The organism is Veillonella sp. Ser01 (assembly GCF_053850375.1).
In genome coordinates this window covers 282,530-295,456 of the sequence record NZ_JBSPUA010000002.1, presented here as the reverse complement: position 1 = coordinate 295,456, position 12,927 = coordinate 282,530, and the positions used below count along the sequence as shown (strand labels likewise).

Annotated in this window: 22 protein-coding genes and 1 pseudogene; all 23 read right to left on the bottom strand. The window is 33.1% G+C overall.

What is annotated here, in order from left to right; genetic code table 11:
- Nucleotide 1: 1 nt before the first annotated feature.
- Entirely contained in the window at nt 2-424 is a 423-nt protein-coding gene (locus tag ACWTVK_RS05255) for a hypothetical protein (protein ID WP_049514526.1), read from the bottom strand.
- Nucleotides 425-432: 8 nt separating this feature from the next.
- Complete coding sequence (locus ACWTVK_RS05250; protein ID WP_456046176.1) at nt 433-639, bottom strand: hypothetical protein; 207 nt, start codon at nt 637-639, stop codon at nt 433-435.
- A 13-nt stretch (nt 640-652) separates the two neighbouring features.
- Nucleotides 653-982: a hypothetical protein gene (locus tag ACWTVK_RS05245; RefSeq protein ID WP_456046175.1), complete on the bottom strand. Its 330-nt coding sequence runs from the start codon at nt 980-982 to the stop codon at nt 653-655.
- A gap of 60 nt (nt 983-1,042) precedes the next feature.
- Nucleotides 1,043-1,627 carry an SMI1/KNR4 family protein gene (locus ACWTVK_RS05240; RefSeq protein ID WP_456046174.1) on the bottom strand — a complete coding sequence of 195 codons (585 nt, stop codon included), beginning with the start codon at nt 1,625-1,627 and terminating at the stop codon, nt 1,043-1,045.
- Between the two features lie 126 nt (nt 1,628-1,753).
- Nucleotides 1,754-1,972, bottom strand: a complete 219-nt coding sequence (locus ACWTVK_RS05235; RefSeq protein ID WP_288187641.1) for a hypothetical protein — start codon at nt 1,970-1,972, stop codon at nt 1,754-1,756.
- Between the two features lie 91 nt (nt 1,973-2,063).
- On the bottom strand, nt 2,064-2,546 hold the full coding sequence (locus ACWTVK_RS05230) for an SMI1/KNR4 family protein (RefSeq protein ID WP_456046173.1): 483 nt from the start codon (nt 2,544-2,546) through the stop codon (nt 2,064-2,066).
- A gap of 19 nt (nt 2,547-2,565) precedes the next feature.
- Complete coding sequence (locus tag ACWTVK_RS05225; RefSeq protein ID WP_456046172.1) at nt 2,566-2,850, bottom strand: hypothetical protein; 285 nt, start codon at nt 2,848-2,850, stop codon at nt 2,566-2,568.
- A 152-nt stretch (nt 2,851-3,002) separates the two neighbouring features.
- On the bottom strand, nt 3,003-3,434 hold the full coding sequence (locus tag ACWTVK_RS05220; protein WP_456046171.1) for an RHS domain-containing protein: 432 nt from the start codon (nt 3,432-3,434) through the stop codon (nt 3,003-3,005).
- 867 nt (nt 3,435-4,301) lie between these two features.
- The gene (locus ACWTVK_RS05215; RefSeq protein ID WP_456046298.1) at nt 4,302-4,655 is read right to left on the bottom strand and encodes an RHS repeat-associated core domain-containing protein; all 354 of its coding nucleotides are present in this window, start codon (nt 4,653-4,655) and stop codon (nt 4,302-4,304) included.
- A gap of 225 nt (nt 4,656-4,880) precedes the next feature.
- Nucleotides 4,881-5,564: a hypothetical protein gene (locus tag ACWTVK_RS05210; RefSeq protein WP_456046170.1), complete on the bottom strand. Its 684-nt coding sequence runs from the start codon at nt 5,562-5,564 to the stop codon at nt 4,881-4,883.
- 16 nt (nt 5,565-5,580) lie between these two features.
- Nucleotides 5,581-6,228: an Imm43 family immunity protein gene (locus ACWTVK_RS05205; RefSeq protein WP_456046169.1), complete on the bottom strand. Its 648-nt coding sequence runs from the start codon at nt 6,226-6,228 to the stop codon at nt 5,581-5,583.
- A 9-nt stretch (nt 6,229-6,237) separates the two neighbouring features.
- Entirely contained in the window at nt 6,238-6,402 is a 165-nt protein-coding gene (locus ACWTVK_RS05200) for a hypothetical protein (protein WP_456046168.1), read from the bottom strand.
- 637 nt (nt 6,403-7,039) lie between these two features.
- The gene (locus ACWTVK_RS05195) at nt 7,040-7,462 is read right to left on the bottom strand and encodes a hypothetical protein (RefSeq protein ID WP_456046167.1); all 423 of its coding nucleotides are present in this window, start codon (nt 7,460-7,462) and stop codon (nt 7,040-7,042) included.
- Between the two features lie 8 nt (nt 7,463-7,470).
- Nucleotides 7,471-8,166: pseudogene (locus ACWTVK_RS05190) on the bottom strand (RHS repeat-associated core domain-containing protein); the annotation flags it as partial.
- Complete coding sequence (locus ACWTVK_RS05185) at nt 8,157-8,378, bottom strand: RHS domain-containing protein (protein WP_456046166.1); 222 nt, start codon at nt 8,376-8,378, stop codon at nt 8,157-8,159. The gene ACWTVK_RS05185 and the pseudogene ACWTVK_RS05190, both read right to left, overlap by 10 nt.
- A 108-nt stretch (nt 8,379-8,486) precedes the next feature.
- Nucleotides 8,487-8,912, bottom strand: coding sequence for a hypothetical protein (locus tag ACWTVK_RS05180; RefSeq protein ID WP_456046165.1), 426 nt, complete (start codon nt 8,910-8,912; stop codon nt 8,487-8,489).
- Between the two features lie 100 nt (nt 8,913-9,012).
- Nucleotides 9,013-9,513: an SMI1/KNR4 family protein gene (locus tag ACWTVK_RS05175; RefSeq protein ID WP_456046164.1), complete on the bottom strand. Its 501-nt coding sequence runs from the start codon at nt 9,511-9,513 to the stop codon at nt 9,013-9,015.
- 236 nt (nt 9,514-9,749) lie between these two features.
- On the bottom strand, nt 9,750-10,295 hold the full coding sequence (locus ACWTVK_RS05170) for a DUF4279 domain-containing protein (protein ID WP_456046163.1): 546 nt from the start codon (nt 10,293-10,295) through the stop codon (nt 9,750-9,752).
- Nucleotides 10,296-10,409: 114 nt separating this feature from the next.
- Nucleotides 10,410-10,685, bottom strand: coding sequence for a hypothetical protein (locus ACWTVK_RS05165; protein WP_456046162.1), 276 nt, complete (start codon nt 10,683-10,685; stop codon nt 10,410-10,412).
- A 272-nt stretch (nt 10,686-10,957) separates the two neighbouring features.
- The gene (locus ACWTVK_RS05160) at nt 10,958-11,275 is read right to left on the bottom strand and encodes a hypothetical protein (protein WP_257846849.1); all 318 of its coding nucleotides are present in this window, start codon (nt 11,273-11,275) and stop codon (nt 10,958-10,960) included.
- Between the two features lie 52 nt (nt 11,276-11,327).
- Nucleotides 11,328-11,810: a hypothetical protein gene (locus ACWTVK_RS05155; RefSeq protein WP_456046161.1), complete on the bottom strand. Its 483-nt coding sequence runs from the start codon at nt 11,808-11,810 to the stop codon at nt 11,328-11,330.
- 217 nt (nt 11,811-12,027) lie between these two features.
- Complete coding sequence (locus ACWTVK_RS05150; RefSeq protein ID WP_456046160.1) at nt 12,028-12,423, bottom strand: SMI1/KNR4 family protein; 396 nt, start codon at nt 12,421-12,423, stop codon at nt 12,028-12,030.
- A 42-nt stretch (nt 12,424-12,465) separates the two neighbouring features.
- A complete protein-coding gene (locus ACWTVK_RS05145) occupies nt 12,466-12,921 on the bottom strand; it encodes a hypothetical protein (protein WP_456046159.1) in 456 nt (151 codons plus the stop codon).
- Between the last annotated feature and the right edge of the window lie 6 nt (nt 12,922-12,927).

Here is a 12,927-nt window from a genome sequence, read left to right as displayed (position 1 = left end):
TTTAGAATGAAATATTCAGCCTTATTGACGCCTGTTTGGAGTCATAGATGAACAAAAGGGAATTCCATGCCAATTCAGGGCCTTTAAATTCGAGTACTGGAGCACTTTTTAGTACACAATATGATTTTAAAGGAGGATATAAATTAAGAAAATTTTGAATAATTTTTGATTCTAAGATGTTTTTAGTTAAATAAAAATAGTCATTAAATAAGATATCAATTTCCTTTTTGTATATGTCGATAAATATTTTTCCTTCTTCTCCAAGGTAATAAATATTTTCTTGAAATAAATAAATACCTTCTTGTATATTTTTAAAATTTATTAATTTAGTTTTTTCTTTAATGTCTTTAATATCATTAAAGTTTAAGGAGAGATTATTGATGACAATGTTTTTTTGTTGTATAAATAATTTAATTTGATTCATATGTAATTTTACCTCCTGAAAGATCGAAGGTTGCCAGTACTTGTTAATTTCGGTTTATCCATATCTCGAATATAATATTGGGTTGCTCCCCCATCGCCATATTTTTTATTTGCTTTTGCTTTTGATTTTCCTACGCAAATATCTTCTTCTACTACAAATATATGTAATTGTTTTCTCATGTCACGTGCGGCAGTAGCATTTCCACTATGTCTCACCTGTACAGAATCGTTAAATGCTCTGGCATTTCCTCTTGCAGAACGTACAACGTATCCTCGAACAAAATAATTCCCTGGGGCAGAAGAGGTTGCTGTCTTTATCGGTCATCTCACGCGGGATGCCGATTTGGTCGCAGTGGAAGTAATGGGTTTGTTGGCGGCTTTCGCCATCTTCGGTTGTCCAATTGCGTACCTGTGCCAAAGGTTCGTAGCTGTTGGGATTGGTGTAGAGATAGGTATATCTACCGTCCGGTTGGATTTCCTGTAAGAGGTGGCTGCCATCCCAAACAAATCCGGTTTCCTCTTCGAGGCCGTCTGAAAAATGGAAACCGCGCGCGTGCATCCCGTGCACACCCTACGTCAGGACTGAAGGTTTTGTGTGGGGTACGGCTTGTTTTAATTATTAAACTGGAATCATTCTGCTAAAGCAATCATATAGATTTTTACCAATTAAATAGATATTTTGGAATTTTACTTCTTCAGGCATTTCTACACCAAATTCATCAAAATAATCTTCTTCATCCCATTCATTTTCATGATCCCAATAGAAAATTTGCCCAATTCTTTCTCCTTGAGTACATAGACAAATCAAATCACCAAATTCATTACTTGATATTGGTAGAAAATTATCTGGTATTCTATTTTTATATTTTTCAAGTCTTTCACTAATTTGGGAGTTTTTTTGGTAGTTTATATTTTCACCATAAAAAAAACCTAAATCACCACCACTCCATTCGATATTACCACCTATAGGAATATCGTCATCAGGATAACAATATTCAGGCAAATCACTATATGGGGTTAACTTAAATTCTTTTATAAATCCTGTCTCTCCACCAAATAATTCAAGATAATCCAAATAATCTGAAAATTCTTCTTTAGTAATATCTAAAAATTTAGACATTGATTTTCTAGATGTAGGAATCAGTGGTTCAAATGTAAACCTTTGAACTCCACCCATTTTCTCAACTAAACTCTTAATTTTCATTTTCATTACTTCTTTCAGTTATAATTTTTTCAAATAATCAACATTTCTTCTTAAGTTGTTTGTTACGCATAGTACATGTATGTATTCCACATATACGTTACATTAAAAGTGAAAATTTCATGTAGACTAAGAATTGCTTAAATCAGGGAGGATAATAGGTTTGTAACTAAGTACTTTATCAGCTATTTCCTCGGAGCTCATGTTTGTCCAATATATATAATCTGATATATTTGGATCTGTGACCAAATTTTCTAATTTTTCAAAAAATACAGCTTCATCCTCTTCTGAACCTTCAAAATTTCTTAACTGATCAATCAGTTTGATTAAATATAATCTATCCAACATAATGCTCTCCTCTTCCAAAATGGTATTTCGGGTCTAGTATCTCTTTATGAAAGCTACGCTTACTATATATACACGACGCTACGCCAGTTTATCAATCATCAGGATTTTCTTCTAAACAATTTAAAAACTCCTCAAATGATTTCGCAATAATGATTGAATTTTTTTCAAAATTAGCTTCTCTTGATATATTTTCACTCCATACGTCCCTTACATAATAAATAATTTGCCAACTATTTTTTTCTAAACAGAGGTAATTTCCTCCCCAATCAAAAGCAAAAGGAATCAGTTTTTTAGGTAACTCATTAAGTTTCCATTCATTTATTGCTCTTCCTTCTAATGTAAAATCTGGATCATCCTCAAACTGCTTAAAATATTTCATTGGAATGAAGTCGCGAATTTCAATATAGTCATAATCAATATTATCATTGACAAAACAAGAAAGATTGGGAGTACCACCATTCCATTTGAAGTAATGTGACTTGAATGAAGCTGGAAAAGATACTTCTAAATTTTTTTCAACCTCATTGAAATCATATTCAGATAAATTTTTCTCGCAATCATAAAAACTAAGCATAACAATCTCCTTTAACAATTTAACAAGCACCAGTTTTTCTCTGCTCCCTTCTCTTTTGGAGTAGTTTTCTTACCTCAATGTTATTTTTATAAATTTTGATTAGATTTCCCCTCTCATCATATTCATAAACAAAATCCATTACTTTATTATCATTAATATATTTCTCAAATTTAACTAATTTTCCATCTTTATAAAACCCAATATAATAAGATATAGTCTCTTTGCTTTTTCGTATATTGTCTACCTTATCTAAATCGATTTCATCATACAATTTTGCAGGGTGGTTATATTTAGGAAAAGTCATTCCTAAATAGTATCTAACAGTCAAATCATTATATTGAGTATTTTTTTTAGTGGTTGTGACATTTTTAAAGCTCCTGTCGAAAGCAAAATAGTTTCAATCATTCCAATCAGTAACTTTTTCATCTTACTTTCTCCAATTTTAAACCTAATTTTTTATAAAGCTCTCTTGGAATGTGCTTTCTTATAAACCCGCTCATCTTTTTTCATACGACTCCAAGCGGTATATTCGCCGTACCATAAGAGATTGCCGTAGATGTCGGTCATCTCTTTAGGTATGCCAATTTGGTCGCAGTGGAAGTAGTGGTTTTGTTGGCGGCTTTCACCTTCTTCGGTTATCCAGTTGCATACCTGCGCCAAAGGTTCGTAACTGTCGGAATCGGTGTAAAAATAGGTATACCTTCCGTCCCAAACAAATCCGGTTTCTTCTTCAAGGCCGTCTGAAACGTCTTCGTTTCTCAGATGGCCTTTGCCTATCCTTCTGCCCAAGGCATTGTAGCTGTACACCCAAGTTTCTTTCGTACCATCTTTTTTAAAGAATTCCGCTTTAACCAGTTGGTCATGCAGGTCGTAGAAGTAGTTCTGCACTTTTCCGTTGGCTAGTTCCCAGTGGGCCAGGTCATCGAAGTAGCCGTAGTAATAGCTGCTGTCATTGGAAGCTTCTAAGTCGTTTTTCTGATAGCCGGTTATCGTAGGTCAAGGTCTCTTTAACGTCAGTAGTATCTCAGCATAACGATATTTTGCGCAGAAATGTTATTTTTTAGTGATAACAATACCCTCTAGTCCAACAGATGAATTTATATAATGAAAATTATATATTTCTTTATCTTCTATAAAGGGATTTATACAAGGAAAAAGTTTAATAATTTCATTTGGAATATCTTCTTTTCCCCATTCATATATATCAAAAATAATATTTTGGTCCGAAACATTGTTAAAATGAAAAAAAAATTACGGAATTAAAAAAGATATTATTTTCATCAGATGAAAGTAATACGAGTAATTGATTATTTTTCTTATATAAAAAACCAACAATTTCCTTGTCATGTATATTCATTTCTTTTTTGCCCCACATTTATCTGGATTTTTCATGGAAAATCTAAATCTTGACATTGGCTAATTGAATTAGGCAATAACAAAAGACTTACTCCACTTATAAATCTGGTTGTTAAGCTACTTAATCCAGGGAATACTTGTGCACATTTGCCAAATTTTAAGTTAAGTTTTTCCATTTTTGTTAATACTCATCCTTCTCCTCGGACTTTATTTGGTGCTTTATCTGATGGATATTTCCTGTCACGTGCATGAAGGTCTCCAAAACCATGGTTATGATCAAAGTCGATGTCTTTTACGGGGTTTCCTTTTACATCATAGCTTCTAATTTGTATAGGTTTACCTGTTTTGGGATCTAATTTTGTTAATTTTCCATTTTTTTGCCCCAATTGCCCAGTTCTACTACCTTCTTAGCCTTCTGCTAATTGGTTTTCTAGCTAACCCTAATGGATAAACCCCTCCCAGCGCATTCATCGAAAACTGATAGAAGTTTGTCCCACCCCACAATCCAATCGGATCTTGATTCACAAACCGCCCCACCTCAGGCTCGTAATAACGCATCAGGTTATAGTGCAGCCCTGTCTCACGGTCAGCGTACTGGTTTTGCAGGCGGAATGGCTGGTATGCGCTATCCGTTACTTTGCTTGCCTCTTTTAGACGACCCCAGCCAGTGTAGTTGCCGAACCAAACCAGATTACCTTCATCATCGGTCATCTCTCTCGGGATGCCGATTTGGTCGCAGTGAAAGTAGTGGATTTGTTGGCGGCTTTTTTGATTTCGGCGTGGATGAGTTGGTTTTCTAGGTCGTATTTGTAATACTAGTTTTCACCATTGGGCAACTGGCGGTAGATTAGGTTGCCCAGTGCGTCGTAGGTATAGCTGCGGTTGAACGCAATACAACAAAGGTCGTCTAAAAAGCAAAAACCGCTTGCGTGCATACCGCACATACACTACATCAAGACGAAGGTTTTATGATAATTCTTAAGTATTTTGAATAAAGAAAATACCTGCTTGACTTCCAGATAGAAGTTTTTTCTTAACATTTTGGTCATAATAAAAATAACCAATACCATTCTGAAAAATATGTAACTTTTTATCTATATCTTCTTCTAATAATTGCAAGCAAAAATTAAACTTAGGAGAAGGATATATTATATCTTGTTCAAAATAAGGATTGCCAAAAATTTTGGATACATCCAAACCCATTCCATTATCTTCAAAGAATAAATGTTCGTCTTCATTGTATTTCTCATCTGCTTCTTTATCAACTTCATCAAGTCTTTCAAAAAATTTTCTTTCTAAAGAAATATTTCCTAAATCTTGCTTGTTGATAGCTTGTTCCCTTTCATAAAGGACAGCGCAACTAAAACCATCATTTAGTAAAATTAAATCATCCTGACAATTAACAGTATATTTGGATGAAATAGAGTCTTTTACTCCTCCCAGTGCATGCTCCTCTATGGAAATAAAAACAGAGATATAATAATTTCTGCGAGGGAATACATTTTCAGGTAAAAAGTCAGAATAAAGAGTAAATAGATGCGTTTGATAGGTATCAGAATTTGGAACTTTAGGCCATAATTCTAACGGAATATGTTCAGCTCCTCCTCCAATATAACCAATACTATGTGGCGTTTTAGAAGAAGTAAAAAGTAATTTTGACATTTAAGTTTCCTTTTTATTATAATTTATCAAATCCAATAATTTCATAATCATTTTGCTCCTTCCATTCCTTCAAAGTATAAAGAAAAGGCAAGGAGAACATTTCTAATATTTTTTCTTTTAAATTTTCTGACACCATAAATGCTTCCATATACTTATATTTGGAAGACAGCAAAATATCCTTATCCGAATTAGTATATGCCTCCAGCGAAAAACCTTTTTCATCTCTTCCTAAATCCGGGTAAACAATTTCATCCTCAATTTCCCAGCTAACTATTCTTACCAAATAATAGACTTCATTTGTCAATAGCTCACCTTTTGTATTGACAATAATAACCTTACTCATACCAAAATCATGATCAAACCCATATTTTTTTATAAATTCCAAAAAACGCGCTGACATGATAAAGAAGTTGTAGCCATAAGGTAGAAAATCAAAAGTAACACTCCTTGCTTTCTTTAAGCAGACATAAACCTTTTCAGGCATTGGAGGAATTTCTTGCCCCTTTACGAACCAACTCCATGGAAAGTCAAAATCAGGATGCGTTTTTTTAGGGTTGAATTCCTCTGATATCCCTACTTCCCCTAAGGAAACCTTAGGCACTTTTCTTTTCGCTAACTCATCTAAACTTTGTGCGCTATATCCCCACACCATTAATTTCTTCATAATTTCCTCCTAATCTAATCGTTTGGGTGAGTTGGTAGATGAACATCCTCCAACAGATATGGACTTACTCAACCGTTTTTTCAAACTTTCTTGTAAACTTACTCGTGGTAATCCCATTTTTTCTACTTTATCCATACTTTGCAGAGCATAGCCCCATACTAATAACTTTTTCATAATCCCCTCCTAAGGTAATCGTTTGGGTGAGTTGGTAGATGAACATCCTCCAACAGATATGAACTTGCTCAACCGTTAGTCCAACTATCTCTACCTAATCCTTTGCCTTTCATGCCGAAACTATTAAAAAATATTTTGTTTTCTTTCCAAACTGCCTGTGGAATTAAATGGTGTGTCTGCCAAGAAGAAGCTGGACGGAATATTCCCTGAGTATTATAAGTGTCGGTAACGACGGTATGGTCTTTGCGGTAGTCGAACGTCCATTCTTCACCTAGGTAGTTGCTGCTTTTGAGCACTTTGCCGTCGGGATCGTAACGGTCTTATTCGTAGCAAGACACCAGTCCGTCGGGCTGGCTGTGTTCGACCATGATGTGGTTTCCCCAAAGTTATGCAGTACCGTAGATAGAAAGATGCGTCCATTACTACGATAATAAGCGTCATAACTAATTGTTAAATACCATATTTCTCTTAGAAATTTTTTTACATTATCAGGTAACTCCTCTAAATGGTGGGGTAGAGAATCTAAAATAATTTCTCTATTCTCATACCAGTCTGAAGCAATCATTTTCTAAAAAAAATCTGAGTGTATTTCGTATGGTTTTTTCATAAATACTTCTTATTATTTTACTGTAGTATTTTAGAATGAAATATTCAGCCTTATTGACGCCTGTTTGGAGTCATAGATGACCAAAAGGGAATTCCATGCCAATTCAGGGCCTTTAAATTCGAGTACTGGAGCACTTTTTAGTACACAATATGATTTTAAAGGAGGATATAAATTAAGAAAATTTTGAATAATTTTTGATTCTAAGATGTTTTTAGTTAAATAAAAATAGTCATTAAATAAGATATCAATTTCCTTTTTGTATATGTCGATAAATATTTTTCCTTCTTCTCCAAGGTAATAAATATTTTCTTGAAATAAATAAATACCTTCTTGTATATTTTTAAAATTTATTAATTTAGTTTTTTCTTTAATCTCTTTAATATCATTAAAGTTTAAGGAGAGATTATTGATGACAATGTTTTTTTGTTGTATAAATAATTTAATTTGATTCATATGTAATTTTACCTCCTGAAAGATCGAAGGTTGCCAGTACTTGTTAATTTCGGTTTATCCATATCTCGAATATAATATTGGGTTGCTCCCCCATCGCCATATTTTTTATTTGCTTTTGCTTTTGATTTTCCTACGCAAATATCTTCTTCTACTACAAATATATGTAATTGTTTTCTCATGTCACGTGCGGCAGTAGCATTTCCACTATGTCTCACCTGTACAGAATCGTTAAATGCTCTGGCATTTCCTCTTGCAGAACGTACAGCGTATCCTCGAACAAAATAATTCCCAGGGGCAGAAGCCATACCTGCCGGCCCATGTGGATACAGTGTAAACAATATTGTCCCTTTTTCTAGGACAACATTTTTCCAATTATCCACACCTGGATAGTCCTTACTTCCTTGCCAGCCAGCCGCTTCACCGGCAGGATCTTGTCCTGCACATGGATCATTACATGTTCCAGGCGATTTTTTAGAACTTAACCCTAATGGGTCAGCCCACATTTGACTGTTTTGTAAAGCCCAATAGAGGTTACTACCACCAGCCAATCCAATCGGATCTTGGTTGATAAATCTTCCACATTCCGGCTCATAATACCTGAAAAAGTTATAGTGCAGCCCCGTCTCACGGTCAGCGTTCTGTTTTTGTATGCGAAAGGGTTGGTGAGCAATTCCGGATATGTTAGTTTCATTCTTCAGTTTGCCCCAGACGTAATAATCCCCGAATCAAACCAGGTGCCTTCATCATCAGTCATCTCTCTCGGTATGCCAATTTGGTCGCAGTGGAAGTAGTGGGTTTGTTGTTGGCTTTCGCCTTCTTCGGTTGTCCAATTGCGGACTTGCGCCAGCGGTTCGTAGGATTCTTGGTCGGTGTAGATATATGTATACCTGCCGTCTGGGTGAACTTCCTGCAGCAAATGGCTACCGTCCCAAACGAATCCGATTTCCTCTTCGAGGCCGTCTGAAAACAGAAACCGCGTGCCGCCCTATGTCAAGATTTAAGGTTTCATGCGAGCTACAGCTTGCTATTTATCATATATTTCCAAATTTTCTAATTCACCTTCATAAGTTATTTGAGCAGATATTTCCATATCAGGAAGAAACGAACCAGAATGGTATATAAATACTAAATCATCAAAATATGCTGTAATATTGACAATTTTTAAATCATTTGCTAATTCTTTATTATCTAATTTTGTTGGTTCATAATCACTTTGCTCATAACAAGCTTGATTAATCTCTATTGAAATGTCTCTTATTAAATCATCAATGTTTATTCGTTTAAAAAAGCTTTCTACCCTATCAAGAATTGGATAAATTTGGCTTTCTCTTTGTATATCTCCTGATTCATCATCAATAAAAATGGGTATATCATACGGTTGCATATCACTAGGCGATAAAGATATTAAAGCAGTAGCTTTACCGTCATTAATTTTTAAATTTTTAATCATGGATTAAATCCTTCCTAGGGTTGAAATTTAAAAACTACTTACGTGCGCTCCAAACGTACGCTTTGTTGTGATCGAGGGTTTCATAAGGGCTACAACTTACTCATTCATCTTCATAAGCATCACCATAGCTTTGAAATGAAGAATCTAACCAAAACCATTCTTTTTCATTGGAAACCAATTTCTCCAGTAGTTCTGTAAATGACTTAGCAATAATGGGAGACTCATCAGGTGTAGCATGAGTTTCTATAAAACTATCATAACAAAAACCAAATCTTTTTTTGTTTAAGTCTATACTGATATATTGACTTAGCTCTTGTGAAGATGCAATCATGAACCAATCATTACTGATATCATCTGCCAACTCCTCCCAAATAACATCATCAGCTGGATATAGAATTTGGTTTGTTGGTTGCAATTCTGAAAGTGAACTGATTCTTATCTCACAAGAAGTATCAATATTGAGAATAGCATATTCATAATTTTCATAAAAGAATTCTAAATCTTTTGGCAAAGAAAAAGTAAATTCTGGTTTTGATACTGCTTTCAAAAATTGATGGCTACTTTTTTGTTCTAATTTTTCAATTAATTCTTTGATTTTCATAAAATACTCCTTAGGACTGAAAGTTTTTGTTCAGGCTACAGCTTGCTGTTTGTACTCTGCATCGGAATTGGAATCATCGTACTCGATGTCGGTAATGACTTCGTTGTAGAGGCTGATTTGGTTGTTTTCATTGTAGTTGAAGCAAGTGAGGAAGGCATAGGATAAGAAAAAGATCGTCTGAAAATTGATTTTAGATACTCTTGATATTTGGTGGAACTCGACCAAGCCCACGCTTACTAAAAATTATAATGAATGATTTTTAATTCTATACCTAACTCAGATAATACTTGCATTTGATTTAAGGAGATTTTATATTCACGAGTAGCCTCATCGTTGGCCCAGCTGTAAATTATAAGCTCTTTATTTAGTTCATATTTTTTAAATATATAGCTTAAATTTTTCTTTATGTCTTCTATTTTTTGTATAATTTTATTAATTTTCTCATTTAAATTTTCCTCTTTATCTATACCAAAAGAATAGTAAGAGTGTTCAATTATAAATTGAACCTTTTTGTTTGGTGAGGTAAATAAATCTCCCTTACTATAAAACTCGGCATTTTTAATATTAAGTATTTTGTCTATTTCTCTCATGTTAATATAATCATTTGATTCCATATAAAATGTTACTTCAATTAAATTGTCCCGCATCATCGCAACCAATTCCTGTTCTAATAAATTCAGAAGAATTTTTCTTCTTAATAAAAGTTCTCCAGTTTTATTTTGTTTATAAACATCATAATGAGATACGGTTCGTTTACCAACATAATCAACTTTTAAACGCATGTGGATCGGATCCTGATTCACAAACCGACCCGCATCAGGCTAGTTTCATTGCTGATAGCTGACCGACATTTTCCCAGGCATATCTTTGTCAGTATTTTTTGGATAAAAATAGTCTTAAAGAGGTTTGTTACCTTTAAATACATTAAATCTTGAAAGATTTGCTCCTTTTGATTGAATATGCTTTATAGCTAATTCAAATTCATTAAATTCGTTGACTTCTTCTATCTCATAATCTTCAGCCTGATCCAATTTATTTTTGGGTACCGTATAGTAATATGTAATATAAATTCCATTACTTTTCTTAATAGCAAATACTTGATAAAAAACTTCTCCATCAATTTTAATAAATTCATCATATCCTTTTGTTTGTAAATTAGTTAAATTTAACACATCTATTTTCCTCTAATATTAATACGCACTTGTTTTCCATCCAGACATCTAATATTTATATGTGGATATTTTCCATATCCTGTCCCTTTTGGATCAATATGTCTTTTACAAAGTACTTTTGTTTTATCCGTTTATAGTATTGAGATAGTTGTTAGTCATAGTATCAAGGTCATCTGAAAATATTTTTTTCAAACGACCTTAATGTTTTATTAAGGTTTTGCTAAACATGTAACTTATTATTCGAGCCACAATCTGTGTTTGTTAAGAGGAATTTATTGTCCTTGACCAAGAATTTCTTCTCCAATTATTGAATCTAACTCTATCCATGCTTCTTCAAGTTGATTAACAATAGAAGATTCATTTTTATTTGGATCGTCTTTTAAATTGAGATACCAAATATGTGTTAATTTCGGTATTTCATATAAAATAGACGCTAGTCTTTTTTCAATTAGATCATGATTATGAGTATAATGCTTTATTTCATTTAAAATTTTTAATAATTCTTGATAGTCCTTTACATCGAATTCAAGATCCATTCTTACCTTATAAATAAACCTATTATTTTCAAGTTTTTCTAACAATTCTTTCATGGGAAACTCCTTTAAGTTATACAAGGTAAAGAATTGCTTCTACTGGAATAGTTTATTTATTTGCGTTCACTCCAATAGAAATAGATAACACATCTTCCTCATTGTCGAGTAGAGATATATCGATAACTTTATCTATTTTATTACTAAATAATTTTAAGCAATAAAAATTAGGTTTGTTTATTAATTCTAGCCAATTGCTAATATTTTTTATTTTGATAATAAACAAGGGGAATAATTCTATTGGTATTTCAGCTGAATCATTTATTCCTCCATAAAAGTATACATAAGCAATATCATTTTCCTCTGATCCAAAAGAATTTAATATTTCATTTTTTATCGGTAAACTAAATTTTTCTTTTAATAATTCTATATTTCTATAGGAGGTAAAAGTACGATTTATTATTTCACATGAGAGTGGATATGGAATAATTTTTTCAGAATCTGAAATTAAATGATTTAAAAAATGAATTTCTTTCATTTTTTTCATTAAATGATTCTGTTTTAAAGTAAAGATTTTATCTTCTAAAGTTGTCATGATACTATTTCCTATGTTGCTCGGTTACATTATCTTTGTAGGGCTTCCAAGAAAATGCACCATTCCCATTATTTCTTTTTTGAATAAGATTTTCTTCCATTTGGGTAGTAGTGGGCTTGTTGGCGGGCTTTTTAAGTGCCTGTAAATTTGGAAATTTATGCAGGCTATGGCTGCTTGGGGGTACCCAACCTGTGTTTTTGGGGTGCGCGGGCTAGAACTAGCTTTCTAAATAATTAAACATTCCTTTTTTTACTAATAGAAAGTCTTCTAAAGAAGATGATATTTTTTCTAAGGAGTCTTCACTCATTACTCCCATGCCGACAGCAAAAATATTTTGATTTTTATTATCCATCAGAATGGCAACCCCTCCACCATTATCTCCAATCATAAGAAAATTCGGCAAATATTCTTTTACTTCATAGTCAATATTCCTTTGTTGGATCTCCTCGGCCTCCAAAAGGGTTATCTCATCTCCAAATAATCCATTGCTTAGTTCTAAAAATTGAAGATATGAAGGATATAAACTATGCCACTCTGGAGGTAACATTTTTATAGCTTGGCTAGTAGCAGGATCATTTAAAGTATATAAGGCTTCTAATTCACGTTTATTCATTTTAAAGTGCTCCTAGTTCTTTGAAATACTTGTAACTTTGACTTAGTGCTTGTTTAATTTAAAAACGACAAGCTTCCCCTCAGGATATTTACCTTCCCATCCACAAGGCCAAAACCCTTTAAAATAAGCATCTTCTATCATATTCCAAAAAGGATGATTTTTCTTATATTTGTTATTTAAATAACAATTAAATAAATCAGCATCTATATCACTAAATAAACTATCCTTTAATCCCTCCTCTAAGTTCAAGGAATTTAATTTCTTTTCAATTGCAGGAACAGCATATTCATCCCAAAAATTGTCATCTTCATCTGTAGATAGCTTTAAAATTAGTGAGTTTGATTCGCGCGAATCCGCCCAAACAGTCTCTAAATCATACTGTTGATATGCATATCTTTGTGCTACTGAAATATCTTGAATAATTTTCCATCGGCTGTTTTGAAAATTACCTGATACTTCTAATAAATTATTTTTTATAAATCCTAATATTATATTCATAATGCT